The 24254-nt window shown below is 49.4% G+C and carries 21 protein-coding genes; 10 read left to right on the top strand and 11 right to left on the bottom strand.

Annotated features, from left to right (window positions below; translation table 11 throughout):
* Positions 1 to 132: 132 nt before the first annotated feature.
* Complete coding sequence (locus tag C7B65_RS22300; protein ID WP_223257477.1) at positions 133 to 1521, top strand: sensor histidine kinase; 1389 nt, start codon at positions 133 to 135, stop codon at positions 1519 to 1521.
* Here the strand turns inward: C7B65_RS22300 and sipA are convergent.
* The 3 genes from sipA to C7B65_RS22285 all read right to left on the bottom strand — a co-directional run bounded on the left by sipA (position 1518) and on the right by C7B65_RS22285 (position 4483).
* A complete protein-coding gene (gene sipA / locus C7B65_RS22295; protein WP_073074643.1) occupies positions 1518 to 1733 on the bottom strand; it encodes a regulatory protein SipA in 216 nt (71 codons plus the stop codon). The two genes, C7B65_RS22300 and sipA, sit on opposite strands and share 4 nt — an antisense overlap.
* A gap of 59 nt (positions 1734 to 1792) precedes the next feature.
* Positions 1793 to 2719, bottom strand: a complete 927-nt coding sequence (locus C7B65_RS22290; protein WP_083583181.1) for an ion channel — start codon at positions 2717 to 2719, stop codon at positions 1793 to 1795.
* 222 nt (positions 2720 to 2941) lie between these two features.
* Positions 2942 to 4483 (bottom strand): gamma-glutamyltransferase family protein, encoded by a 1542-nt coding sequence (locus tag C7B65_RS22285; RefSeq protein WP_083583183.1) that lies wholly within the window; start codon positions 4481 to 4483, stop codon positions 2942 to 2944.
* Between the two features lie 172 nt (positions 4484 to 4655).
* Between C7B65_RS22285 and C7B65_RS22280 the strand changes: the two genes are divergently transcribed.
* The 3 genes from C7B65_RS22280 (at position 4656) to C7B65_RS29390 (ending at position 10051) form a co-directional block, all read left to right on the top strand.
* Complete coding sequence (locus C7B65_RS22280; RefSeq protein WP_073074645.1) at positions 4656 to 6176, top strand: SagB/ThcOx family dehydrogenase; 1521 nt, start codon at positions 4656 to 4658, stop codon at positions 6174 to 6176.
* Between the two features lie 691 nt (positions 6177 to 6867).
* Positions 6868 to 9837: an L-glutamate gamma-semialdehyde dehydrogenase gene (gene pruA / locus C7B65_RS22275; protein ID WP_073074646.1), complete on the top strand. Its 2970-nt coding sequence runs from the start codon at positions 6868 to 6870 to the stop codon at positions 9835 to 9837.
* Between the two features lie 91 nt (positions 9838 to 9928).
* The gene (locus C7B65_RS29390) at positions 9929 to 10051 is read left to right on the top strand and encodes a hypothetical protein (RefSeq protein WP_262983567.1); all 123 of its coding nucleotides are present in this window, start codon (positions 9929 to 9931) and stop codon (positions 10049 to 10051) included.
* A gap of 49 nt (positions 10052 to 10100) precedes the next feature.
* Here the strand turns inward: C7B65_RS29390 and C7B65_RS22265 are convergent, their stop codons facing one another.
* Positions 10101 to 12365, bottom strand: coding sequence for an amylo-alpha-1,6-glucosidase (locus C7B65_RS22265; protein WP_073074648.1), 2265 nt, complete (start codon positions 12363 to 12365; stop codon positions 10101 to 10103).
* Positions 12366 to 12618: 253 nt separating this feature from the next.
* A complete protein-coding gene (locus C7B65_RS22260) occupies positions 12619 to 15858 on the bottom strand; it encodes an ATP-binding protein (protein WP_106254132.1) in 3240 nt (1079 codons plus the stop codon).
* 416 nt (positions 15859 to 16274) lie between these two features.
* Here C7B65_RS22260 and C7B65_RS28920 point away from each other — a divergent pair, with 416 nt between their 5' ends.
* The 4 genes from C7B65_RS28920 (at position 16275) to purE (ending at position 19726) form a co-directional block, all read left to right on the top strand.
* Positions 16275 to 17183 (top strand): circadian clock protein KaiA, encoded by a 909-nt coding sequence (locus C7B65_RS28920; protein WP_073074649.1) that lies wholly within the window; start codon positions 16275 to 16277, stop codon positions 17181 to 17183.
* 38 nt (positions 17184 to 17221) lie between these two features.
* On the top strand, positions 17222 to 17536 hold the full coding sequence (gene kaiB / locus C7B65_RS22250) for a circadian clock protein KaiB (RefSeq protein ID WP_073074650.1): 315 nt from the start codon (positions 17222 to 17224) through the stop codon (positions 17534 to 17536).
* A 117-nt stretch (positions 17537 to 17653) separates the two neighbouring features.
* A complete protein-coding gene (gene kaiC / locus C7B65_RS22245) occupies positions 17654 to 19207 on the top strand; it encodes a circadian clock protein KaiC (protein ID WP_073074651.1) in 1554 nt (517 codons plus the stop codon).
* A gap of 3 nt (positions 19208 to 19210) precedes the next feature.
* On the top strand, positions 19211 to 19726 hold the full coding sequence (gene purE / locus C7B65_RS22240) for a 5-(carboxyamino)imidazole ribonucleotide mutase (RefSeq protein ID WP_073074652.1): 516 nt from the start codon (positions 19211 to 19213) through the stop codon (positions 19724 to 19726).
* A gap of 8 nt (positions 19727 to 19734) precedes the next feature.
* Here purE and C7B65_RS22235 read toward each other — a convergent pair whose 3' ends face one another.
* Complete coding sequence (locus C7B65_RS22235; protein WP_073074653.1) at positions 19735 to 20613, bottom strand: universal stress protein; 879 nt, start codon at positions 20611 to 20613, stop codon at positions 19735 to 19737.
* A 201-nt stretch (positions 20614 to 20814) separates the two neighbouring features.
* Between C7B65_RS22235 and C7B65_RS22230 the strand changes: the two genes are divergently transcribed.
* On the top strand, positions 20815 to 21717 hold the full coding sequence (locus C7B65_RS22230) for a CNNM domain-containing protein (protein ID WP_244913266.1): 903 nt from the start codon (positions 20815 to 20817) through the stop codon (positions 21715 to 21717).
* A 39-nt stretch (positions 21718 to 21756) separates the two neighbouring features.
* A complete protein-coding gene (locus C7B65_RS22225) occupies positions 21757 to 22416 on the top strand; it encodes a Uma2 family endonuclease (protein WP_073074654.1) in 660 nt (219 codons plus the stop codon).
* Between the two features lies 1 nt (position 22417).
* Here the strand turns inward: C7B65_RS22225 and C7B65_RS22220 are convergent, their stop codons facing one another.
* The 5 genes from C7B65_RS22220 to C7B65_RS22200 all read right to left on the bottom strand — a co-directional run bounded on the left by C7B65_RS22220 (position 22418) and on the right by C7B65_RS22200 (position 24023).
* Positions 22418 to 22735, bottom strand: a complete 318-nt coding sequence (locus C7B65_RS22220; RefSeq protein ID WP_223257479.1) for an antibiotic biosynthesis monooxygenase — start codon at positions 22733 to 22735, stop codon at positions 22418 to 22420.
* An 86-nt stretch (positions 22736 to 22821) separates the two neighbouring features.
* A complete protein-coding gene (locus C7B65_RS22215; RefSeq protein WP_073074656.1) occupies positions 22822 to 23064 on the bottom strand; it encodes a YgiT-type zinc finger protein in 243 nt (80 codons plus the stop codon).
* A gap of 4 nt (positions 23065 to 23068) precedes the next feature.
* A complete protein-coding gene (locus C7B65_RS22210) occupies positions 23069 to 23308 on the bottom strand; it encodes a DUF4258 domain-containing protein (protein ID WP_219898701.1) in 240 nt (79 codons plus the stop codon).
* A 95-nt stretch (positions 23309 to 23403) separates the two neighbouring features.
* Complete coding sequence (locus C7B65_RS22205) at positions 23404 to 23760, bottom strand: hypothetical protein (protein WP_073074657.1); 357 nt, start codon at positions 23758 to 23760, stop codon at positions 23404 to 23406.
* Positions 23760 to 24023, bottom strand: a complete 264-nt coding sequence (locus C7B65_RS22200) for a hypothetical protein (protein WP_073074658.1) — start codon at positions 24021 to 24023, stop codon at positions 23760 to 23762. The genes C7B65_RS22205 and C7B65_RS22200 overlap by 1 nt, the downstream gene beginning before the upstream one ends.
* Positions 24024 to 24254: the final 231 nt, after the last annotated feature.

Raw genomic sequence — 24254 nt, 5'->3', positions numbered from 1 at the left:
GCAGTGTAGGTCTATAGCAATCCTAAGTGAATGGTGGGATGGGCATCTTGCCCGTACAAGCTGGAAGCCTGTCCCACTCTGACAACTGAAATAAGATTGCCATAGACGATCGCAAGCTGGACGAGTGCCTCTGTGTTTTCTGAAGCCGCCGATGATTTTCATCTCAATCTGATGCTGCCCATACTCTCTGAAGGGGGCGAGGCATTAAATCTTGAATCTACCCTGCAAGCACTGCCTCTCTATCAGTTTCAGGCAGAACTAAGTTGCTTAGGCATTGAAGTCGCGCAAGTTTTTGAGCGCCATCCTCTCGTGCCGGGGGTGATTTTGGTTGAGCAAGGGCAATTTGTCGGGATGATTTCGCGGCAGCAATTGCTAGAGTATTTGCTGCGTCCTCACGGCATCGAGTTATTTCTAAAGCGCCCTTTGCGGGTTTTATCGAGCTATGCGCCCAAATCTTGGCTGATGTTAGCAAGCAACACTTCAATTTTGAGCGCAGCACCGCAGGCATTACGGCGATCGCCTGAGTGTTTGGCAGATCCGATCGTGGTTCAACAGTCATCGGGTTATCAACTGCTAGACATTCACGCTCTCAATATCGCTTACTGGCAAATTCGAGGCATTGAAACGCAGGTTAGATATGAGCGGCTGCAATTGCAAATGCTGCAAAGCGAAAAGATGGCAAGTTTGGGACGGTTAGTCAATGGCGTGGCGCATGAGATTTTAGACCCGGTAAGTTTTATTTGGGGCAATCTCAGCCACGTGTCTGACTATAGTCAAAATCTATTAACGCTGGTGTCTGCCTACGAAAAAGCTCTGCCGCAGCGCACTCAAGAGATTGCCCATATTCAGGAAACGATCGAACTCGACTATCTCAGAGAAGACCTACCAAAAACTCTCAAGAGCATCAAAACAGGAGCAGAACGCCTATCTAAACTCGTCAATGGGTTGCAAAATTTTTGTCACATTGATGAGGTCTATCCCAAGCCTGCGGATTTACATGATTGTCTAGATGGCATATTGTTGCTGCTCAAAAGCCGTGTCAGCACTGAGATTGAGATTGTTAAGCACTATGCTCAGTTGCCGCCTGTGCCGTGTTTTATCGGGCAACTGAGTCAGGTTTTTATGAATATTATCAGTCGATCGCTCGACGTTTTGCTTAATCAAGCCGTGAGCGATCGTCTTAGCTCAGAGTTAAACTTGCCAATCCGTGAATCTAGAATTCGTCCGCGGATTACGATCGTCACCGATTTATGTACGTTACGAGAGAGTGATACTCGGTGGGTTTCGATTCGCATTTCTGACAATGGGCTGGGTATGTCTGCTGAAACTCAACAGCAATTGACAGAAGCGTTTTCGACCAATCAACCTTTTGCGAAAGAAACCAGCTTAATCACCAGTTGTCGCATTATCACGGCTAGGCATGGTGGAAAATTTAAAGTCTATTCTCGCATCCACCCGACTGACGATCGCACAGAAGTGCAAGCCAGGACAGAATTTGAGATTTTGCTGCCCGTTGCTTAAGCAGGTTCGAGATAGTCAGCCTCTAATAGAAACGCACCGCGCGCAAATTTCACCCCCCAATAACCGCCAGGGCGACGATCGATCACAATTCCCTCCTCGTTGAGGTGAATCACATCGGGCGGACGCAGCATCGGCATCGGGTCAGCCGTTTTGACGTAGGGCGGCAGCGAGACCACGCGAACTTTAGATCCGATCGAAAATTCTTTAGCCATTGTAGTAGAGAGTGAACGGAATCAATACTAGTAGTGTGTCATCTAAAACCAAAATATCTCTACAGGACATCGTGAAACCGAGTGAAATCGATCGCGCGTCGCCCGTCTGAGGTTTGAGTTAACAGATCGGCAAACTGCATGTCCCATAAAATCTCTTGAGTCAGATAAGAATAGCGAGCGTGAACCGTTTGGGCAACGGTTTCATCGATTCCGGTTAATGACACCACAATCTCAGTTGCACGGTCTCTCAACGATTCTGGAGTTTCACCATACAAGGGGCTATTTTCGTCGATCGGGTGCATTGCAGTCCAAGTCAAGTTAAAGACTGGAGACAGTTGGCGACTGAGGCTCAAGTCATAAAAGCGCCGGATTGATTGACCTTCTTCGGTAACTTCATCGCGCACCAAAAATACCCAAAGTCGAGCTTCTAAAATCTGGTTGCCTCGCTGGTTGGCCGTCCTAAACATCAGCGTTGGCACCCCGTTATATTGGGCAATGATGGCAACACGACTAAACAAAATTCGTGCTGTCGGTCGAGCGAGGCGGGCAAATGCCAACCCAGTAATCACAGCTACGCCTAATAGACCTAGCATGGCCTCGATCGACACAACCACGTTGCCATAAAACGTTTTGGGTGAGATGGCACCATATCCGATCGTAGCCATCGTCTGCACACTAAAGAAGAATGCGTCCCAAAACGAGCCAGGTTGAGCATTGGCAAGATTGTCACCGCCCACTAGATAAAACAGCGCGAACAGCGTATTCACCACGCCGTAAAGCAGCATCGTCAGGGCAAAAAACCGAGACCAAGAGATAGTCAACAGCAAATAGTAGAGATCATCCCAAGGAGAACGCTCAATGCCCATCCGCACGACATTGGCGTGTCCTTTCTCATCTAACATTCGCTGTGGCGCAGACGGCGTTGATTCTTGAGATTGCTGTCTGCCGATTAATCGACGAACAAACCGTTTGCTGAGAAGCTTCATAGTCAGAATCGTCTAGGTTTGCCCAAATCCTACCGCATTTCTTTAATAGGCTAATGCGATGAAGCTTTTCGCTGCGGTTGCAAATCCGGGTTGCCCCCTAAATCCCCCAAAATTGGGGGACTTTGAACCTCAATTCTGGGCTAGAAGTCCTCCAAATTGGGGGATTTAGGGGGCTGAAGCGCTGAAGAACGAAGCGAAAGAACTCATCAGACTGACGTTTCTTTAATAGGCTAATGCGATGCCATCGGCGCGCGGCTCTGAGGCAGCCATAAAAACCTTGCCCTGGCGCAAAATCATTTGTCCTCGACCAAAGGCACTCGGTTCTGCACTGAGTTGAATTTTGTGGTCACGATCGCTCAATCCGACTGCCACTCCACGCGGAACCGTTTGTTCCAAAAGCACTCGATTTCCTGCCATCCACTGCCAGCGAGGAGCATCTAACGCCGCCTGCGGATTCATGCCGTAATCCACCAGATTGACCACCATTTGCAAGTGACCCTGCGGCTGCATCGGGCCGCCCATCACCCCAAATGGCCCGATCGGGTGCCCATCTTGACTGAGAAACCCCGGAATAATCGTGTGGAAGGGGCGTTTTCCGGCAGCGATTCGATTAGGATGACCAGTTTCTAAAGAGAAACCTGTAGCGCGGTTTTGCAAAGCGATACCCGTTCCTGGAATCAGAATGCCGCTGCCAAAGCCCATAAAGTTTGACTGAATAAACGACACCATTAAGTCATTGTCGGATGCCGCTAGATAAACGGTGCCTCCTTTGGGAAGTCCGGCGGGGGCGATCGCGAGTGCCCGATCGCTGATCATTTGCCGCCGCTCTGCCGCATAAGATTTGCTGACTAAATGAGCGATTTCAACCTCCATAAATCGTGAGTCAGATACGTGCTGGTGAGCATCGGCAAACCCTAATTTCATCGCCTCAATTTGTAGATGAAAACTCTCTACCGAGTCGCGCGCATAGTTAGATAAATCAAACCCTTCCAGAATATTCAATGCCATCAAGGTCGCGATGCCCTGACCATTGGGCGGCATTTCCCAGACGGTGACACCCCGATAATCGGTCGAGATCGGATCAACCCACTCGGCTTGATGGAGTGCCAAATCTGCTTGAGTGATCAGCCCGTTAGTTTGAGCCGCAAATTGCGCGATCGCTGCCGCCAATTCTCCGTGATAAAAAGATTCGCCGTGACTGTGGGCGATCGCTCTCAGCGTCTCTGCATGAGCAGGACTCCGCCAAATCTCGCCCGCATTCGGTGCCCGTCCGTCTGGAAAAAACACCTGCTGAAAAGGCTGAAACTCTTCGCCTGTGAGCGGCAAATAGACTCGCTCGGCTCGTTTCCAGGCGCGGGCTGTCTCAGGAGAAACCGGAAACCCCGACTCCGCATAGTGAATCGCAGGCTCAAACAAGCGATCGAAGGGCAATTTCCCCCAGCGTTTTGAGAGGGTTTGCCACGCTGAAACCGCTCCCGGAACGGTCACGGTTGACCAGCCCAAAGTGGGCATCTCTAACCATTCAGCCAAGGGGTCTAGCATCATTTGCGGACTTTTGCCCGACGCATTTAAGCCGTGAAGCGTACCATCCCAAACCAGCGCAAAAGCATCTGAGCCAATGCCGTTTGAGGTTGGTTCGACGACCGTGAGCGCGATCGCCATTGCTAACGCCGCATCGATCGCATTGCCGCCCGATCGCAGCATTTCCAATCCCGCTAAGGTTGCTAAGGGTTGGCTCGTTGCGACAGCGGCTTGAGTGCCCATGATTATTCTTCGTCCCGACGGGTAAGGATAGTGATTTAAGTTTTTATTGATTCCATTAAAAATTGATGCTCTCATGTGATTCTAAAATAGTTTTTATTGCGATCGAGGTTCTCGTTAAATTAGCTCAAACCCGTGTCAAGATCAAAGGCACAGCCTACCTGACTCGATTTCTATGTCTGACTTGAAAGCGTCGATCGCCGTTCACTACCACGAGCGCACCAAATATGACCCAGAGACGATTCGCGCCAAGAGTAAGTCTCTCAATTGGAGCCAGCAACCCGTTCCTTTCAAAGATTACAAAATTGGGGTTTCCTTTGATCTCAAGCCCTATCTCAACAACCCGCCCCCAGATCCAACCGCAGAATGGTGGCAACGGTTATCAAAACTGCTCTTTTGCAGCTATGGGCTGACGGGCATGATTCCGACCGATGCAGAACCCCATTATGTGAGAGCGGCACCCTCGGCTGGAGGGCTATATCCGGCTGAAATTTATTTGATCTCTCGCGGCACACCCTTCTTACCCGCCGGACTCTACAACTATCAGGCAAAGACGCATTCTCTCTTGCAATTTTGGGAAAGTGACGTTTGGACATCGCTGCAATCGGCGTGTTTTTGGAACCCAGTGCTAGAAGGTACGCAACTCGCGATCATCCTCTCAGCCGTTTTTTATCGATCGTTTTGGCGCTATGAAGACCGCGCTTACCGCAGAATTTTTCTCGACACCGGGCACCTGCTCGGAAATCTAGAGCTTGCCAGTTCTCTCAATGATTTTCGTCCTCATCTGATCGGGGGCTTTGCCGATGAAGCGGTCAATCAATTGCTTTATTTAGACTCTCAGCAAGAAGGCACGATCGCGGTGATGCCTTTAGCCGATGTGCGAGAAGTCAACCAAAATCTACCGCTGACGCAGACTGCACTCCCCTCTAGCACTCAGCGAGAATATCCTGACCTTGACGACGGAGCGCTGCTTGATTATTTTCATCAAACAACTCAGATTCTGCTTAACCCGACGGCTAAAGTAAATTGGAAGCTGTCACCCGCCGAAGAGCAAGACAAATACAATTTTCCCTTCTGTCTCAAGATGTCCACCGTTTCAGAGGCGATCGCGTGGGGCGACCAGCTAATAGATCTTGAGCAGACAATTTTGCGGCGACGATCGACCCGTGCATATAATGGTGCCGCTCTTACATTGGATGAATTGAAGGCTTTACTCGACTTCACCTATCAGCCTCAGCATTACGTCGAGCAAGATCTAGACGGCTCTCCAGACTATTTTGATTTGAGTTTAGTCGAAACCTTTATCGCCGTTTCGTCAGTCACCGGGCTTGAAGAAGGCTGCTATTACTACGCCCCTAAAGCCCAAGAGTTACGGCAAATTCGCTTTAAAAACTTTCGACGAGAGTTGCACTATCTCTGTTTAGGGCAAGACTTAGGACGCGATGCGAGTGCAGTTTTATTTCACACAGCAGATCTAAAAGCGGCGATCAAGCGATACGGCGATCGAGCTTACCGCTACCTGCACATGGATGCCGGACATTTGGGTCAGCGCCTCAACCTCGCCGCCATTCATCTCGGTTTAGGGGTAAGTGGCATTGCTGGCTTCTTTGACGATCAAGTAAACGAAGTGTTGGGCATCCCCGCAGATGAAGCCGTGTTGTATATCACCACACTAGGGCGACCTCGACGACCTTAAAGCAAAGGACAATCGCGATCGTATCCTCAGTGATTGGAGGGCAGATTCCCTGACGATCGGACGGTCATTTAAAGTTCTATTGGCTTCTGAGAACAATCATAGTAACTACTTTAACGTCAGTTCGGGTTAATCATTGCCTGCCTAGCGATTGAACCTGGTCTCCTGTGCAGCCTGCGATAGTTTGATCGTCCAATGCCGAGCGTCTCGCCCCCTAAATCCCCCATGATGGGGGACTTGGAATGGGCACAATTTCTTGAACGCGGTCGATCTTTCTGCTTCAAAGTCCCCCAAGTTTGGGGGATTTAGGGGGCGAAGGGAACTGAAACGGAGCAGTAACTTATCCCGAACTCAGGTTACTTTAAGAGAATTTCTGTTTTGAGGATTGTCGCCTCGAATACCAATCTGAGGCGATCGATTCCCTGAAGATTAGACCATCTGATGTGGATTAAGAACCCTCACCCCAAACCCCTCTCCCCAGGGAGAGGAGCTTTGAAGCGATTTCTAGTTCTCTCTCCCAGAGGAGAGGGCTAGGGTGAGAGTTCTGAGTCGCACATTGCGTTAAATTTGCTTGACAAACGATCGTGGTTTGTAGAGGCTAAATTGCAGAGTTGCCGTCTGTAGGGACGTTCTATGGCGACAATGGTAGTCAGAAGCTTTTGATTGACTAGACAATTTTTTGAGATAGGAACTTATGGTTGCCCAAGTATCTGACCGCATTTATGAAACTCAAACCCAAGCGATCGCGCGTCAACTGCTCGGAGCCACTCGCGAGTCTCGATCGTTCTTTGCCCAAATGCGCGATCAGATGCGCTGGGATGACAAACTCTTAGGTTGGACGATGGAGAATCCTGGCTTGAGAGTGCAGTTATTTCGTTTTATTGACTGTCTGCCTTCTCTCCGCAGCAAAGCTGAGATCGCCCGCCACTTGCAAGAATATCTCACCGATGCCAGCGTCGAGCTACCCTCAGCCTTAAAGGGATTGCTCAATTTCGCCAACGCGGACTCAATGCCGGGGCAGGTTGCTGCTACAACGGTTTCAACAGCGGTCGAAGCTCTGGCACACAAATATATTTCTGGAGAAAGTACGAAGCAAGTTCTTAAAACGCTAGAGCGATTGCGAAAAGAGAAAATGGGCTTCACCGTCGATCTATTGGGTGAGGCGGTGATCACCGAAGCCGAGGCGCAATCTTATCTCGATCGCTATCTCGACCTGATGACCCAACTCACCGAAGCCTCTAAGAATTGGGCAACGGTTCCGGCGATCGACCTCGCAGACGGGCAGCCGCTGCCAAAAGTTCAGGTTTCGGTGAAGTTGACGGCGTTTTATTCGCAGTTTGACCCGTTAGATGCTCAAGGTAGTCAAGAACGCGTTAGTGAACGTATTCGAGTGTTGCTGCGACGGGCAAAAGAATTAGGCACCGCCGTTCACTTTGACATGGAGCAGTACGCCTATAAAGATTTGACGCTGACGATTCTCAAGCAGATTTTATTAGAGGATGAGTTTCGCGATCGCAGTGACGTTGGCATGACGCTGCAAGCTTATCTGCGAGACAGTGAGCGAGATTTGCAAGATCTGATCGCTTGGGCAAAACAGCGCGGCACTCCGTTAACCATCCGGTTAGTCAAAGGTGCCTATTGGGATCAAGAAACCATCAAAGCGGCGCAAAAAGATTGGGATCAGCCTGTTTATAACGAAAAATCTGCAACCGATGCCAACTTTGAAACGCTAACGCGATTGCTATTAGAAAACTACGAACATCTCTATGCCGCGATCGGCAGTCACAACGTTCGCACTCAAGCACACGCGATCGCGATTGCCAAAGCACTCAAAATTCCTGCACGTCGCATCGAGTTTCAAACCCTCTATGGAATGGGAGACAAATTAGCCAAAGCCATTGTCGATCAAGGCTATCGAGTTCGCGTCTACTGTCCCTACGGCGACTTGATTCCGGGAATGTCTTATCTGATTCGCAGATTGTTAGAGAACACAGCAAACAGTTCGTTTTTGCGACAAGATTTGGAAGAACGCCCGATCGAAGAATTACTTGCTGCACCTCAAAGTTCCGAGTCAAAGTCCGCAATTCTCAATCAAAACTTCGTCAATGTTGCCGATACTGACTATGCCGATCGAGAGTCACGCGATCAGCTTCAACAAGCCTTGCAAACCGTGCGTCAGCAGTTGGGCAAAACCTACCTACCTTATATCGATGGGCAATTTGTCGAAACCGATGACAAGCTGCCTTCGGTGAATCCGTCTCAGTTTAGCGAGGTGGTGGGGCAGATTGGTATGATCAGCATCGACCAGGCAGAACAAGCGATCGCGGCAGCTAAAGCGGCGTTTCCGGCGTGGCAAAAAACGCCCGCAGCGCAGCGATCGGCCATGCTTCGCAAGGCGGCGGATCTGCTAACTCAAAGACGTAACGATCTGATCGCCTGGATGGTGCTAGAAACTGGCAAACCCGTTCGCGAAGCCGATGGCGAAGTCTCAGAAGCGATCGACTTCTGCAACTATTATGCCGACGAGATGGAGCGATTAGATCTTGGCGATCGCTATGACCTGCCCGGAGAAACCAATCACTATCGCTATCACGCCAAAGGCATCGTCGTCGTCATTTCTCCCTGGAACTTCCCGCTAGCAATCCCGCTGGGGATGACAGTTGCCGCGCTTGTTACGGGCAATTGTGCCCTGCTCAAACCTGCCGAAACCTCGTCGGTGATCGCTGCAAAACTCGCAGAAGTGCTGATTGACGCTGGATTTCCGCGTGGGGTGTTTCAATTTGTGCCCGGAGACGGCTCAACGGTAGGCGCACACCTGGTTAAGCATCGCGACACTCACATGATTGTCTTTACGGGTTCTCAAGCGGTGGGGTGTCAGATTTATGCTGAGGCTGCCGTTTTGCAACCGGGGCAGAGACACCTGAAGCGGGTTGTCGCTGAGATGGGCGGCAAAAATGCCATTATTGTCGATGAAAGCGCTGATTTAGATCAGGCAATTCAGGGCGTGGTGCATTCGGCATTTGGCTATAGCGGACAAAAATGCTCGGCGTGTTCGCGAGTCATCGTGCTTGAGTCGATTTATGAGACGTTCTTAAATCGATTGATTGAGGCGACCCGATCGCTCAACATCGGTGCCGCAGAATTGCCCAGCACTCAGATTGGGCCGGTGATTGATGGCGAATCTCAAAGCCGCATCCAGAGCTATATTGAGCAAGGTCGAACTGAGGCAGAAATTGCCTTAGAGATGCCCGTCCCCGATTCGGGTTACTTCGTTAGTCCTGTGATTTTTGCCGACGTTTCACCCGATGCCAAAATCGCTCAAGAAGAGATCTTCGGTCCGGTTTTAGCGGTGATCAAAGCCAAAACATTTGAGGAGTCGCTGACGATCGCCAATGGCACTCCTTATGGGCTGACTGGCGGATTATATTCCCGCACACCGTCTCACATTCAACAAGCCCAAGCCGAGTTTGAAGTCGGCAATTTATATATCAATCGCGGTATTACAGGTGCGATCGTGGCACGGCAACCGTTTGGCGGGTTTAAGCTCTCAGGGGTTGGCTCAAAAGCAGGCGGACGGGACTATCTGCTGCAATTTTTAGAGCCTCGCGTCGTCACCGAAAACGTCCAGCGGCAGGGCTTTGCTCCCATTGAAGGAGCCGACTAACAAAACGTCAGTTCGACGAGTTTTTCCGCTTCGTTGTCAGCGGCTTCTGCCCCCTAAATCCCCCATTCTGGGGGACTTTGAACCGGAAATTTTGGCTCGAAGTCCCCCAAACTTGGGGGATTTAGGGGGCGCGATGAACTGTACCGAAGTCGTCGAATTCACGTTAAAAGAAGTGGCGATCGAGTTCTTTTTAGCAGCAGTCCGCAGTTCATGAGACTGAACGCTGAATCTGGAAAAATCCACGATCCAGCGATCGTCTTAATCTAGGCTTCGATCACCACTCGCAAGTTACCCCGTTTTTTAGAGACACGACAGGCCGTTGAAGAACCCGATCGCTCAAACTCTAAATCCAACAGCGTCGAGCCGACTCGCAAATTTCGCAACCCTAAACGATTAATCGACTCAGGCAACGCTGGATCGATAATTCGCAGATTGTTGCCTGGCGCATCGGGGACTAAATTCACAATCATGTGAACGAGTTGGAAAATGCTGCCCGTTGCCCATGCCTGCGGCGAACACGCAACTGGATATTGAACAGGTTCGTTATCGTCGGTGCGATCGTAGCCGCAAAACAACTCTGGCGGGCGCTGATAAGGCTGGTAGCGCGTCATATCGAGCAAACCCTTACACACTTCTAACGCCTGATCGATCAGACCGAGAGAACGCAGCCCGATCGCAATCATCGCATTATCATGCGGCCACACCGACCCGATATGATAACCCATCGGATTGTAAGCAGGTGACGACTTGCTGAGGGTGCGAATGCCCCAGCCATTAAACATATCTGGAGCGCGCAGCCGCTCGGCGACACTATAGGCTCGTTCGGGCGTGAAGATTCCCAAGTTTAGACAGTGCCCCGGATTAGAGGTAATGCTGTCTACGTGCTTGCCGTCTCCATCTAACGCCAGCGCACAAAAATCCTGGTCATCCATCCAAAAATCTCGGTTAAACCGGATTTTGAGATCTCTGGCTTCTTCCTCCCAGCGATCAGCGAGGTCAATGCGCTTTTTCATGCGGGCAATTTGACTCAACCGCACTTTTGCCGCATAGACATAACCTTGCACCTCACAGAGGGTGATCGCCCCCAGTGCTAGCTGCCCCTTACGATTGACGATGCAGTTGCCAGAGTCCTTCCAGCCCTGGTTGTCTAGCCCTCTTTTAGACTTGCGGGCATAGCTGAGATATCCGGTTTCTTTGAGATTGCAATCGACCCAATCCATCGCGGCGATCGCATTTCCCCACAGGCGATCGAGGGTTTCATAATCGGCAGTCCAAGAAAAATACTCGGCGTAGAGCATCAGCCAGAGCGGTGTCGCATCCACCGTTCCGTAATAGGGCGTATGGGGAACTTCTTGACAACGCGCCATCTCCCCAAAGCGAATCTCGTGCAGAATTTTACCCGGTTGTTCTTCGCGCCATTCGTCTTCGACTTTGCCCTGGTAATAAGCCAAGATCGTCAACGTTTCACGGGCAATTTGCGGGTCGAGTAATAGCGTTTGAGAAGCCGCAATGATCGAGTCACGACCAAACAGCGTTGAGAACCACGGAACTCCGGCTGAGAGGGCTTTGCCTTTGCCAAACGTTTGCCGCAGTAGATAAACATCTTGCTCGGAGCGCTCAATAACTCGGTCGAAGGTGCTTTTGTCTGAGCGAATCTGAGTCACCTGCTGCTGCCAGGCTTGCTCCTCCATAAACTCTGCCGCTTTTGCTTGACCGAGGGTGCGGGGCGCATCGACATTTGACACCGATCGTCCATTGCTCAACATCTGCAATCGATAGCTGAGAAGTTTAGTCTCATGAGATTCTAGCTGAAGATGCCAGATCGCCGTATAGCCTTTGAGAAAGTCAGGCTGATGGTGGAGAAATTGAATGCGCGATTCTAGCAGGGCATTGTCTAAACCCAAGTAGGCCAGCACTAGCTCAACAGGCGCTCCCTCAGAGGCTCGTGAAGTCGATCGATGTTCTGGGTCGAGGTCGGGGCTGGCGAGATCGTGGGGCAATTGCCGGAGAAGTTGACCGCGTTGCGGACGATCGCACCCTCGCACCTCAAACAGATCAATAAAGTCGGCATCAAAGCTGACACTAAGTTCAAAACTAACGGCTTCAGTGCTGTAGTTAGAGATCTCGATTTCTTCAAATAAGCCGCCGTTGAGCACCAGTTCACGTTTGATGCCAATGTTTTCGGCAGAGACTTTTTCATCTAAACGCGGGTTGGTGCACAGCACTGAGAGCGCAAAGCCCTTTTCAGCCGTGCTGCTTAAGAGAATCGGCGATCGTCCATCAATCTGCAATTCTAAACGGCTTAAAAAGCGGGTGTCGTTGCAAAATAGCCCCATGCTGCTGTTGCGACCATCATCAGCAGAGCCACCAATGTTGCCAAAGGTGTCGGTCAGCAAAAACATATCATCGTCTTTGAGCGTTAGCACAGGCTGCGGACGATCGTTTAAAACACCCGCCCATTCTGGGAGAGGTAACTGATCGGCAGGGACAAATTTTCTGCCATCAAGTTCAATAATGTCTAAAGTCATGAAGTCAATCTTTTCCAGCGGAGCGTAGGGGTTTCTGGATTTAAATTTAAACTGGTTTGGGCTGAAGAGGCTGAGAGCTTTGTCGTAAATCAAGATCCCATCACCTTAGAGTTAACCAATGTCTAAATTCTGGCGTTGCAGAATCAGGGATGGAAGGGCTGTAGGGGTAACGCCCCCGCGCCTACCCCCGACGGAGGGCAACCGCAGGGGGATTGCCCCTACCTAAATCATCAAAGATGAATTGCTAGATTTGTCACGTCAAGATTTGGTTGATCTGACTCAATAACTCTTCCATTGATGGTGAATGCAATACTACGGGAGTCGCCATTTCTTGCAATAGGGCTGAAACCGCTTGCTGATCAGAATTTTCTTTAGTTGCACGATGATCGAGAACCAGAATCGGAGGAGCACCGACCAGAGATTTTAGAGCAGACAGCCCTTCTAAGGTAGCGCTTTGAGGTACTGCATCGTGCCAGTAGAACAGAACCAAATCTACGCTATCTGATTGCAGTTTTTGAGCAACTTCTGCCCACGATCGTCCGATCGTGCCTCTAAACCCTGCCGCCTGAATATAGTGAGTCATCGCAGACAGCCATTCTGATTCTTTGGGCAGTTCTGAAGTGTTACCTGCCAGTGCTTCAGCCAGATTTGCTGGGTCGATCGCCATCACCAACGGTCGCCATGCAAAGCCCGCCGCGACTTGAATCACCTGCAAGAGTGCCGAGTCCACTTTCTCTGATCTAGAAGACTGCTCAACTAAAGGCGTTAAACACGGAAACACCGATAGCCCGTGAATTTGATTTGCGGCTTGAGTCGTGGCTTGATCCAAAGTAACCAGGGGCAGAGAGGCGAGAAATGTTTGCTCAGACAAATGCCTGAGATAAGCGATCGGGTCAGGCATCGCCGCATCGAGCAAAACCACATGGGGCTTCCAAACCTGTGCCAATAGCTCTGCTTGCTCTAAGTCATCGGCTTCTAAAACTCGACAGTTGCGGCTGTGTAAGAGGTGATTGAGGTCGGTCGTGGCTTCTGCTGCCGTTTCGGTCTGCTCACCATAGCGAATGGGGCTTAACCGCAAAATCACCAAACTTTCGCCGATCGGCTTGGTTGTTTGAGTCGAGGTCGATTCTTCAGTCACCTGGTCTAGCATTTGCTTGAGTGCCTGATTGGTGATCGGCAAACTGAGAAACTCATCGGCATGATGGCGCTGTGCTTGCTCTCGATCGCCCCTAGTCGCCATCACCGTGACTGGAATATGCCTCGTTTGCGGATCAGCTTTGAGCAACGTCAGCACGTCCCAGCCTGACAAAGTAGGCAGTAGCGGATTGAGTAAAACTGTGCAGGGCTGGAGGCGGCGCGCTTTCTCGACCGCTTCGGTGCCCGATCGGGCAATAATCACGCGATAGCCAAGGTCGCTCAACTGCTCAGAGAGATGCTCGATCGAGCGCACCACCGCTTCGACGACCAGCACGAGACGATTGTGAGGCGAGCGAGAAATGGGTGTAAACACCCCGGATTGATCAGGGTGGTCGATCGTGGATTGTGGATGCGTGGGCGGCAACAGCAAAGTAAACTGACTGCCCTGATGCTCTTTTGAGACGAAGGTGACATCGCCACCGTGCAGTCGTGCCAAACGTTGAGTGAGTACCAATCCTAGCCCAGTGCCTTCAAATCGCCGCGTCAGAGGATTTTCTAACTGCTGAAATTTTTGGAAGATCAAATGCTGTTTTTCAGCCGGGATTCCAATCCCGGTGTCCCAGACGGTGAAAGCGATCCAGCCTTCCCAACGATTGACTCGCAGCCCAATTTTGCCGCCAGTGTTGGTAAACTTCAGCGCATTTGAGAGCAGGTTTAGCAACATTTGACGCAGCCGCATCTCGTCGGCAATCAGGGTTGCAAGACCTGGCTCAATCTCTAGCGTAAAGGTGGGTGGGGCAGAAGGCAGTTCCTGTCCGGCTTCTGGTTTGGCTTCTTCAAGGCGAGACTGCTGCGCTTGCTCAAAGGCGCGGTTGCAGACCGTCTCGATGTTCACAGGTTCTAGCGTGATTTCTAATTGACCCGTCTCCATGCGGGTCAGGTCAAGAATGTCATTGACGATCGTCATCAAGTGCCGCCCACTGCGATGAATCAGTTGAGCATAGCGAACTTGACGCTCATTCAAGGTGCCTAGAAGCTGATCTTTAAGCAGACTTGATAAGCCTAAAACTGCGGTGAGTGGAGTTCTCAATTCGTGGCTGATGCAGGCAAGAAACTCGTCTTTGAGGCGATTAAGCTGCACGAGATCGGCGTTTTTGGCTGCTAATTCTCTGGCAATCTGCTGCTGCTCGGTGACATCTTGAGCTAAAACGAGCCATAAACTTTCTTCGATCAAAGGCAGCGGACACGCGACCCCCGCCGCCTCTAGCTCAGTCTCTAATGCAGTTGAATAAGAGTCAGTGGAGGAAGAACTTCGCTGAGATTCACGCAGCTTTAGATCTGGGTGAATAGTGGGCACTTGCCACCCAGACGTGAGATCTAACTCAGTATTGGGCGAAATAGTGCCGATCGGAATTTTGATCAGATGCAAGATTCGCTCTTGCCCGTTTTTAAGTGGGCAAACGCAGATGCAAGTGTTAGAAGTTGAGCCGAGCCGACAAAAGCTGGTCAGCGGCATCTCGATCGGAGACTCGGCAGATGGGTTCCAGGCATCAGGCGATTGGGTCGGCAGTTTAGAATGCGTGGTAAACTCTAAAACAGCATCGGCATCGTGCTGCACCCAATCGGGGTCAGCCAACTCGTCAAACTGCTGCTGCCAGAAAGTGTTTTCAGCAACGACTCGCCCAGTGTTTGATTGCAGCATCATCGGCATGGGCAACCGCTCTAAAACCTGCATGAGAGACTGAATTGAGGCAGGCAATTGCTCAGTAGATGAAAGCGACAGCGCAAGTTGAGGCTGAAGCGGCAAACTGTCCGATCGCCGAGACGCAAATCGGAGCTTGGCAATTTGCCCTCTTAGCTGCTGTTTGAGCAAGTGATCTGTTTCTGTCGGCAGGGGCTGAGTATCGAGGGGCAACCGATCGGGTTCTTCTGGTTTCTGTTGCCTTGTGGCAATGTCAATGAGCTTCAAGATATAGAGGCTATCGACCAGTCCTTTCAAGTGACGATCGCCATCGACCACTGCCCAAAATCGCTGAGAGCTATCTTTAAATCTTGGTTTACATTCGTTCAGAGGTTGATCAATGAGTAAGGTAGGCAGTGGCTCGATCAGCAAGGAACTCAGGTCAGAAAGTGACTTTTTGAGCGCACTTGCAGCAGTTTTGTCTTGCGCCGCCAAGAGTGACATCAACTTGCGAGCTTGAATCAGCCCGATCGGGTATTGCTGCCGATTGACGACCACTAAGTGACCACAAGCGCTCTCACCCAAAATTTCTACAGCGATCGCCAGCGTAGCGGTCTGAGGACAGATCGGAGCCGATTCAAGAAAGTCGCTGAGGGAAGCATTATGCATCGCCATGAAACACCCGCCGAACTGTGAGGTAGACCGAAAAACAGCACTAAATGCCTACAGATTAAAGGTTCGACAGCTTTGTACTAACATCGAAGCGGGAAACGAAACCCAGATTTGATATTTCATCTTATAAGCAGGTTTTAGGAAAAACTAAATTGTTGCGAGGCTGCAACAAACAGCAATCAACCCGTATATTGAGAACCTGAATTATAAAAGTGCAGAGCCTGGTTACGCCGCCGCTCATCTTATTAAATTCAGCATTCCGTAACCTTTTTTAACGAAAAGCCGTATTGTTAAATAAATATTAAAACTGGTCAGGAATCCTGCTATAAAGACTCTTGACACCTTAGCGATCGGTTTTCAACCCTGCGATCGCATTCAATTCTGTCAAAAACTCACCTTGCCGTCTTTTCTATTTAGCCTTGACAGCCTCACTCTTCAACGTTCAACGTCCTAAGCTGTTTGTTTGCGTTTTTCTCAATTCGAGAGAGTTGGCTCGATCGGTTCAGCAAGCTCTGATCGATGATGCACCGGGCGCACCTCAAAAAGAACGCTACACCGTTGTCAGTCCAGAATCTGATCAGGCATTTTTTTCGCTGGTTGAGCAACAGAGACAGCAGCTTGACTGTTTGATTTTGCAAGACGGCTCTCAGTTGCCCGCTCTCATTACTTGGCTGCACAACCAGGCGACGCTGCTGCCGATCGTGATTCTGGACGCAACGCCAGATCCGGAGGCTGGAGTCGCAGACCTAGAAGCGTCAATCTTTCTATACCATTCAGCAGAAGTTCGGTTAGCGCTTAACAAGGTAGAGGAGATGGCGGAGTTTGTCGATCGCGCGATCGATCAGTTTCTCAATCTTTCTCCTTCGTGTCGTTTGCCCAATGCTTCATCAGAACCGGATCTCAGCACTCAAAACTTCTTGCTGCTGCACCAACGACGGTTGACCGAGAAGCTAAAAGAGCGATTGGGCTATCTAGGAGTCTATTACAAGCGCAATCCTAAAGCGTTTTTGCGATATTTGCCTCAAGCTGAACGAGAAGAGCTTTTAGCTCAATTGCGCGACAGTTATCGAGTCATCATCCTTAATTATTTTGTAGACGACAGTGGATTAAATCAAAGAATCGATGACTTTGTGAATACCATTTTTTTTGCTGATATCCCCGTCGCTCAGATTGTTGAAACGCACATGGAGTTGATGGATGAATTTGCGAAACAGCTAAAATTAGAGGGGCGCAGTGAAGAAATTTTGCTCGATTATCGATTGACTCTGATTGATACGATCGCGCACCTGTGCGAAATGTATCGTCGATCGGTTCCCAGAGAGTCTTAATTGCAAGTTGCTAATTGGTTATTGCTCACGGCTAAATCATGAGTCCATTAAAAAAAACTTACGTTCTCAAGCTCTATGTTGCCGGAAACACGCCCAACTCGATTCGGGCGATTAAGACATTGAACAATATTTTAGAAAAAGAGTTTCAAGGAGTTTACGCGCTGAAAGTGATTGATGTGCTTAAAAATCCGCAGTTAGCCGAGGAGGATAAGATCTTAGCAACGCCCACACTCGCCAAAATTTTGCCGCCGCCCGTTCGTAAAATTATTGGCGACCTTTCCGATCGAGAAAAAGTCTTGATCGGGCTTGATCTGCTTTATGAAGAACTGCGCGAAGAGGAAATTGATGGTTAGAAAATCCGCGATCGCAGCGCGTAAAAGACTTTTGACAAGTCGCTATTTGGTGAACAAATTTAGCAGAGTTACTCCTAATTTCGGACGATCGTTGCTCCGGTTTAAAAAACAATTTTTATGACTCAAACGAATCAAAGCGAATCACGCAATCAAGTAGAAATGTCAGGCGTTCAAAAAATTCGCACCCTAATCGAGGGCTTCGATGACATCAGTCATGGCGGATTGCCCGTCGGACGCACCACGCTGATCAGCGGCACCTCTGGAACGGGGAAAACTCTGTTTGCATCTCAGTTTCTCTATAACGGGATCACTCAATTTGACGAGCCAGGAATCTTTGTCACCTTTGAAGAATCTCCAGCAGACATCATCAAAAACGCTCTGAGCTTTGGGTGGGATCTTCAAAAATTTATCGGCGAAGGGAAGCTATTTATTCTCGACGCATCGCCCGATCCCGAAGGGCAAGATGTCGTTGGCAACTTTGATCTCTCCGCCTTAATTGAGCGGATTCAATACGCAATTCGGAAATATAAAGCGCGGCGAGTGTCGATCGACTCCGTAACGGCGGTGTTTCAACAATATGAGGCGGCAGGGGTCGTGCGTCGAGAGATTTTTCGGCTGGTGGCGCGGCTCAAACAAGTCGGCGTAACCACCATCATGACCACCGAACGCATTGATGAATATGGCCCAGTTGCCCGATTTGGGGTCGAAGAGTTTGTCTCAGACAATGTGGTGATCGTGCGAAACGTTTTAGAGGGTGAGCGGCGCAGAAGAACCGTCGAAGTCCTCAAGCTGCGCGGCACGACTCACATGAAGGGCGAATACCCATTCACGATTACCAATCAGGGAGTCAACATCTTCCCGTTGGGTGCGATGCGTCTGACTCAGCGATCGTCCAACATCCGAGTCTCGTCTGGTGTGACAACCTTGGATACCATGTGCGGTGGCGGCTTCTTTAAAGACTCGATTATTTTGACAACCGGGGCCACCGGAACTGGAAAAACTCTGCTAGTCAGCAAATTTTTGCAAGAAGCGTGTCATCGGGGCGATCGCGCCATCTTATTTGCCTACGAAGAGTCTCGCGCTCAACTCTCCCGAAACGCCTATTCGTGGGGCATCGACTTTGAGGATTTAGAGCAAAAAGGGTTACTCAAAATTATCTGCGCCTATCCTGAGTCGGCAGGGTTAGAAGATCACTTACAGATTATCAAGTCAGAAATTGCCGAATTTAAACCCTCGCGAATTGCGATCGATTCTCTCTCTGCCCTCGCCCGTGGAGTCAGCAATAACGCCTTTCGTCAGTTTGTGATTGGCGTGACAGGCTTTGCCAAACAAGAAGAAATCACAGGGTTCTTCACCAATACGACCGATCAGTTTATGGGGTCGCATTCAATTACTGACTCCCACATCTCGACGATCACTGACACGATCATCATGCTGCAATATGTGGAGATTCGCGGGGAGATGTCTCGTGCGCTCAACGTCTTTAAGATGCGCGGTTCTTGGCACGATAAAGGCATTCGTGAATATACGATCAGCGCTCAGGGCCCCGATATCAAAGGTTCGTTCCGCAACTTTGAGGGAATTATTAGCGGTTCACCGACTCGCATTGCCGTTGACGAAAAGACGGATCTGTCTCGCATCATCAAAAGCGTCAAGGACGAAAAAGAATAGCCCATGACTCAACCGCTAATTGGAATTATTATGGGCAGCGACTCCGATCTGCCGACGATGCAAGGCGCGATCGTCATCTGCAAAGAATTTGAAGTGCCTTGCGAAGTGGCGATCGTCTCAGCCCACCGCACCCCCGATCGCATGGTGGACTACGCCAAGCAAGCCCATCTGCGCGGCATCAAAGTGATTATTGCGGGCGCAGGCGGTGCGGCACACTTGCCAGGAATGGTAGCTGCGTTAACGCCTCTGCCTGTGATCGGCGTGCCTGTGGCGAGTCGGCACCTGCAAGGCGTGGACTCTTTGTACTCGATCGTGCAAATGCCTGCTGGAATTCCGGTGGCAACGGTGGCGATCGGAAATGCGACCAATGCGGGTTTGTTGGCGGTGCAGATTCTCGCGAGTCATAACCCCGATCTGCTGGCAAGAGTGCAGCGCTATCGTCAAAGTCTCGCTGATCTCGTGATGGAAAAACAAGCCAAGCTAGACACAGTGGGCTACGAGAAATATTTAGAGACTTGATGATCTGTCTAACGTTTAGGCGGGAAGAACAACACCGGGTGCCAGCTTCGCCGAAGAATCTCCCCCGTAAAGCTTGGGGCTGACCAGTCAAGCAGGTTGTTTCTGTTATCGGTCGAAAGGACGATCGCGCTCGTGTCTGATTCTTGAGCAGCCGCCAACACTTGGGCGATCGGGTTTCCTCGTCTTACATCCAGCGTCACCTCGACTCCGCAGCTTACTAAGTCATCTCTTACAGGCTCTAGCGTCTCGCAAACCACTTGCTGCTGCTGCGCTAGTGTCAGTTCGTGTCTGCCCCCTTCTTCAACAACCCAACAGAGAATCACTCCTTTAAGGGCTTGAGCGCTCTGGGTTTGAACGAAGTGCTTGATCTGCTCGATCGTATGCTTTGAAGCACTGCTATCGTCATAGGGCAACAGCAAATAGCGCAACAGATGCTGACAGCGCAAACTCAGTTCTTCAGAGGTGTAAGTTGAAATCATTTGCGGGCGCAGCGTTAGCAAAGGAATGGTCGTGCGTTGAGATAGCTCGGTCGTGGTGCTGCCAAACAGTTTTTCGGTCAATAGATTGCGAGGTTGGGTGCCTAAAATGATCACGTCGGCTTGGTGAGTCGTGACCATCTTTAAAATTACGTCTAGAGGTCTGCCTGCCTGCACTTCAACTTTAACGTCTGCCCCAGCAGGCACTTGCTTTAAAGCAGCCGAAAGCACGTCTTGAGCGCGATCGATCTTCTCAGCATCTGCTTTAGGAATGGTTGCCTCCTCCCGAAGGGGAACGGTGTGTAGAAACACAAGATGAGTCATGCCACCTGCCACCAGACTAGGAACAAACTCAACCAATCGCTGTAAACCATCTGTTAAATCGGTGCAAATTAGAGGGCGCTGAAACATGAGCGAATCGACCTCCTAAGGGAGCTATGAGGCGTTTTCTTCACAGTATCACTCTTCAAGATAGGTCGTTCGTCGTACGGATTACTCACCTGCAATTACAAATTTAGACAGAAGCAGATCGGGGACGTTCTTCACTAGACTGAAGAGGCAGCCGTGTAGAGATCTACATAGATCGGAGAAATGACTTTGAGCAGTTTGCAGATGTTTGAACTTGAGACGGCCGAGACGCTGGTGCGATTGTCAATTTTGCTGATTTTAGTGGTGGTGGTTGGTTTTTTTGTGGCGGCTGAGTTGGCGATCGTCTCTGCCTCAAAGAGCGAGATTTATAGTCTGTCTCAAAAAACGGACGATCCAAGCACTAGCAAAGCGGCTGAGTTGATTCATCACGCTCAAAATAATCTAGAGCACTATCTATCGGTGACGCAAACGGGCACGACTGCGGGAAGCCTACTCCTGGGCTGGTTAGGCGAGGGGGCAACCGTTCACTGGATTGAGCCTTGGATTAGTCGAATTCCGATCGATCATTTGCCTGTAATGATCACGTCTCATGCGATCGCGGCGACGGTTGCCTTTCTCCTCGTCACCTATGTCGAAATTCTTTTAGGTGAGTTAGTCCCCAAAGTCTTGGCAGCAAACGCTCCTGAACAAACGGCTCTCTTGCTAATTCGTCCGTTAGAGTTTTGCTCTCGGCTATTTTTTCCGGCGCTGGTCGTTCTCAATGCCAATGTGCGACTGCTGACATGGGGAGTTGCCCGCAAACCAAAAACAGCATTTCTATCTGCTTCTGAGGCTCCTTTAGTTCAAAACGATGCTCACTCTGCGTTGATTGCTGGCTCTTTAGACTTGCCCACTATTAACGAGAAATTAGGGTTGAGTTTGCCGCTTCAGGAGGCTTATACGACGCTGGCAGGATTTATGATCCATCAGTTGGGGCGGGTTCCGTCTCAGGGCGATCGCATTCAGTGGAGCGAGTTAGAACTAGAGGCGGTTCGCGTCACTGACGATCGGGTTGAAACTATTTTGCTGCGTCAAGTCACCCGTCCGTTAGTCAATCTTGCTGTCGAGCCAGTCTTGGTCGAAGAGTCTCTGGCTTCTAGCCCCTAATTCCTTGTACTCTAGAGATAGTCTTACGAGGCAAATTTTATGTCTCTAACCGCACAGCAGGTGGCAGACTTAATGCCCGATGCTACACAACTTGAGAGCAACGAGCCAGAGATGGAAAGTTCTTTGCATTACATCCAACTGGCTTTGTTGGTGGCTTGTTTAGAGTGGTTTTGGCGAGATCAAACTGACTTTTTTATTGGGGCGAATCTGACGATTTATTTCAGTCGCCAACAGCTTAAAAATCGCGATTTTCGAGGGCCTGATTTCTTCTTAGTCAAGCAAACCCAAAAGCATCCCCGCAAGTCTTGGGTCGTCTGGGAAGAAGATGGGAGATACCCCGATTTAATTATTGAGCTACTATCAGATTCAACGGCGGATGTCGATCGCACCTTGAAGAAATCACTCTATCAAGATCGTTTTCGGACACCAGAATATTTCTGGTTTTCACCTGACACCTTGGAGCTGAAAGGATTGAGGCTTGTGAGTCGGGTCTATCAGCCGATCGCTCCCAATCATCAAGGTCTTTTTTGGAGCGAAAGTCTAGATTTATATTTAGGAATTTACAACCAAAAATTACGATATTTTGATTTACAAGGTGAGCTTTTAATGTCGCCTGAAGAGGCTGCACTAGAAGCACAACGAAGATCAGAACAATTAGCTGCCCAGCTACGATCGCTCGGAGTTGAGCCAGATACCTAAACTATAAAACCCCATTTTCTATCTCTTCTAGATAGATAAATTTAGGCGCTTTTACACCTGCTTTTTTTCTGATTTCTACTAACGTTGGCGACTCAAAAAACGTTCTTGCATTCTCTAAAGACAACCATCTATAAAGGTGAACAATGCTATTTGGATCACGATCGTATTTTAATAGTTGATAACTGATTTCTCCAGCATCTTTTCTGATGTTGATGGCTCCATCAAAGATAGTTTTCCATGCTGGATAGTCTTCTACTTCATGAATAATCAAAACATATTGCACAGTAATATCTCTATCATGTAAAGTTAAAACGCTCACTGTTTATCGGCGACGCGAAGGCTTTAACGATAGACCAAAAGCCTTTCCACGTTCGCTTCAACAACTGTATCGTTATACCTATTAGTCTATGCAGATTCAAGATGAGTGACCGGAATTTGCTCAGTTCGTTCAGGCGACTTTTCTCCAGTTGCAACCGCATGAACAGTATGAAGAATATCGGCTGAGTAATAACGATTGCCACAAGTATCGCAAACCCCGATCGTCACATCTTCAAGAATGACAAATCCATCCCGGTGCTTAAACGCCTCACGCTTGACGAAACGCGGTTGAACAGTTCCTTCGCAATACTCACATCGATATCCGTACATACAATTAGCCCTCAAGCTCAGTGACTTCGTAAACGGTAATGATCAAATAACGCTCACTACTTGCGAACCGTCCAACGACTCCGACAGGTGTTTGTCGATCGAGCGCGGTTCCTACTACTATATATTTTGTGCCTCTAGGGTCATCTTTTTCAACTCGAATAATTTGACCGCTCAAAACAGCTTCCTCAACATCCAAAATGGTCAGAAAATCCTCAGCCATTTCTTCCATTGCATGGGCTGACATATCGCCGAAGTCGAATCTTCTCTTTGATGCGGTCAATATCATTGCGAGGCACTTATTACTTTCCGTCATGGTAAGCCAATTCTAGAACTGAACGGTCATCGTCTGCTCGTTTTCACCTCGTCTAGAAAGTTGTGACCTGCTCCATCAATCATAAAAAAGTTGACACCACTACCTAGTAATCCGCCCGCAAATGGAATAATTTCTGCAATCTTGAAACCACCCTTGACGCTGACCTTGATTCCGAGTGCCTTTAAGACTGGAATCAAAACTGCTTTGGCAAACTCTTTGGCGGCTACGTCGTTAGCACCTTTAGACACTGCTTGCCTCGCCTTTTTACGAAGGCTGCCATCATTTGCTGCACCAGACAATACAAAAGTTTTGACATACTCGTCATTTGTATCTAATCCGTGAATCTCTGCGAGTACACCGCCCATTTCAATCAAGTGATACATCAAACAATGTCTCCGGGCAATGAAGCGAGACCCCAGGCACCGAGGGAAATGCTAGAAAGAAAGCCAGAGATTGCCCCTTCAGTCGTTACTTTAGAGGTGGCATGCCAGATTACCTCATTAGAAGCATCCTCTTTGTTATATCCTTTTGCTTTTAATGTCTCACGCGCATACTGCTTAAAACGATCTGGGTCGTAAGTAAGTTCCAAAATTCCCGTAACGCTGCCGTCAACGGTTGATAGAGCTTCTGTGAAAATGCTTGTCATGTTGTAAATAGTGAACTGCTAGACAACTATTTTCTAAGTTGCCCTGAACAGTTCATTTCTTAACGCATCGATATAGCTCTAAATTAGACCCACCATTTGAAACCTGAGAATTCAAGAATTATTAGACCTGAATTGATCTTTCACCCTTCACTTTGGGTGCGACCTCTACTTGATTTAATCATTCAATCATGATATTACCTCAGTGATGCAACCAAGAGGGGTGAGTATGAG

This window comes from Phormidesmis priestleyi ULC007 (assembly GCF_003003695.1).
In the GTDB taxonomy this organism is placed as follows: Bacteria; Cyanobacteriota; Cyanobacteriia; order Leptolyngbyales; family Leptolyngbyaceae; genus Phormidesmis_A; species Phormidesmis_A priestleyi_A.
The sequence above is the reverse complement of the archived record's forward strand: the minus strand, read 5'-3'. Positions and strand labels throughout refer to the sequence as shown.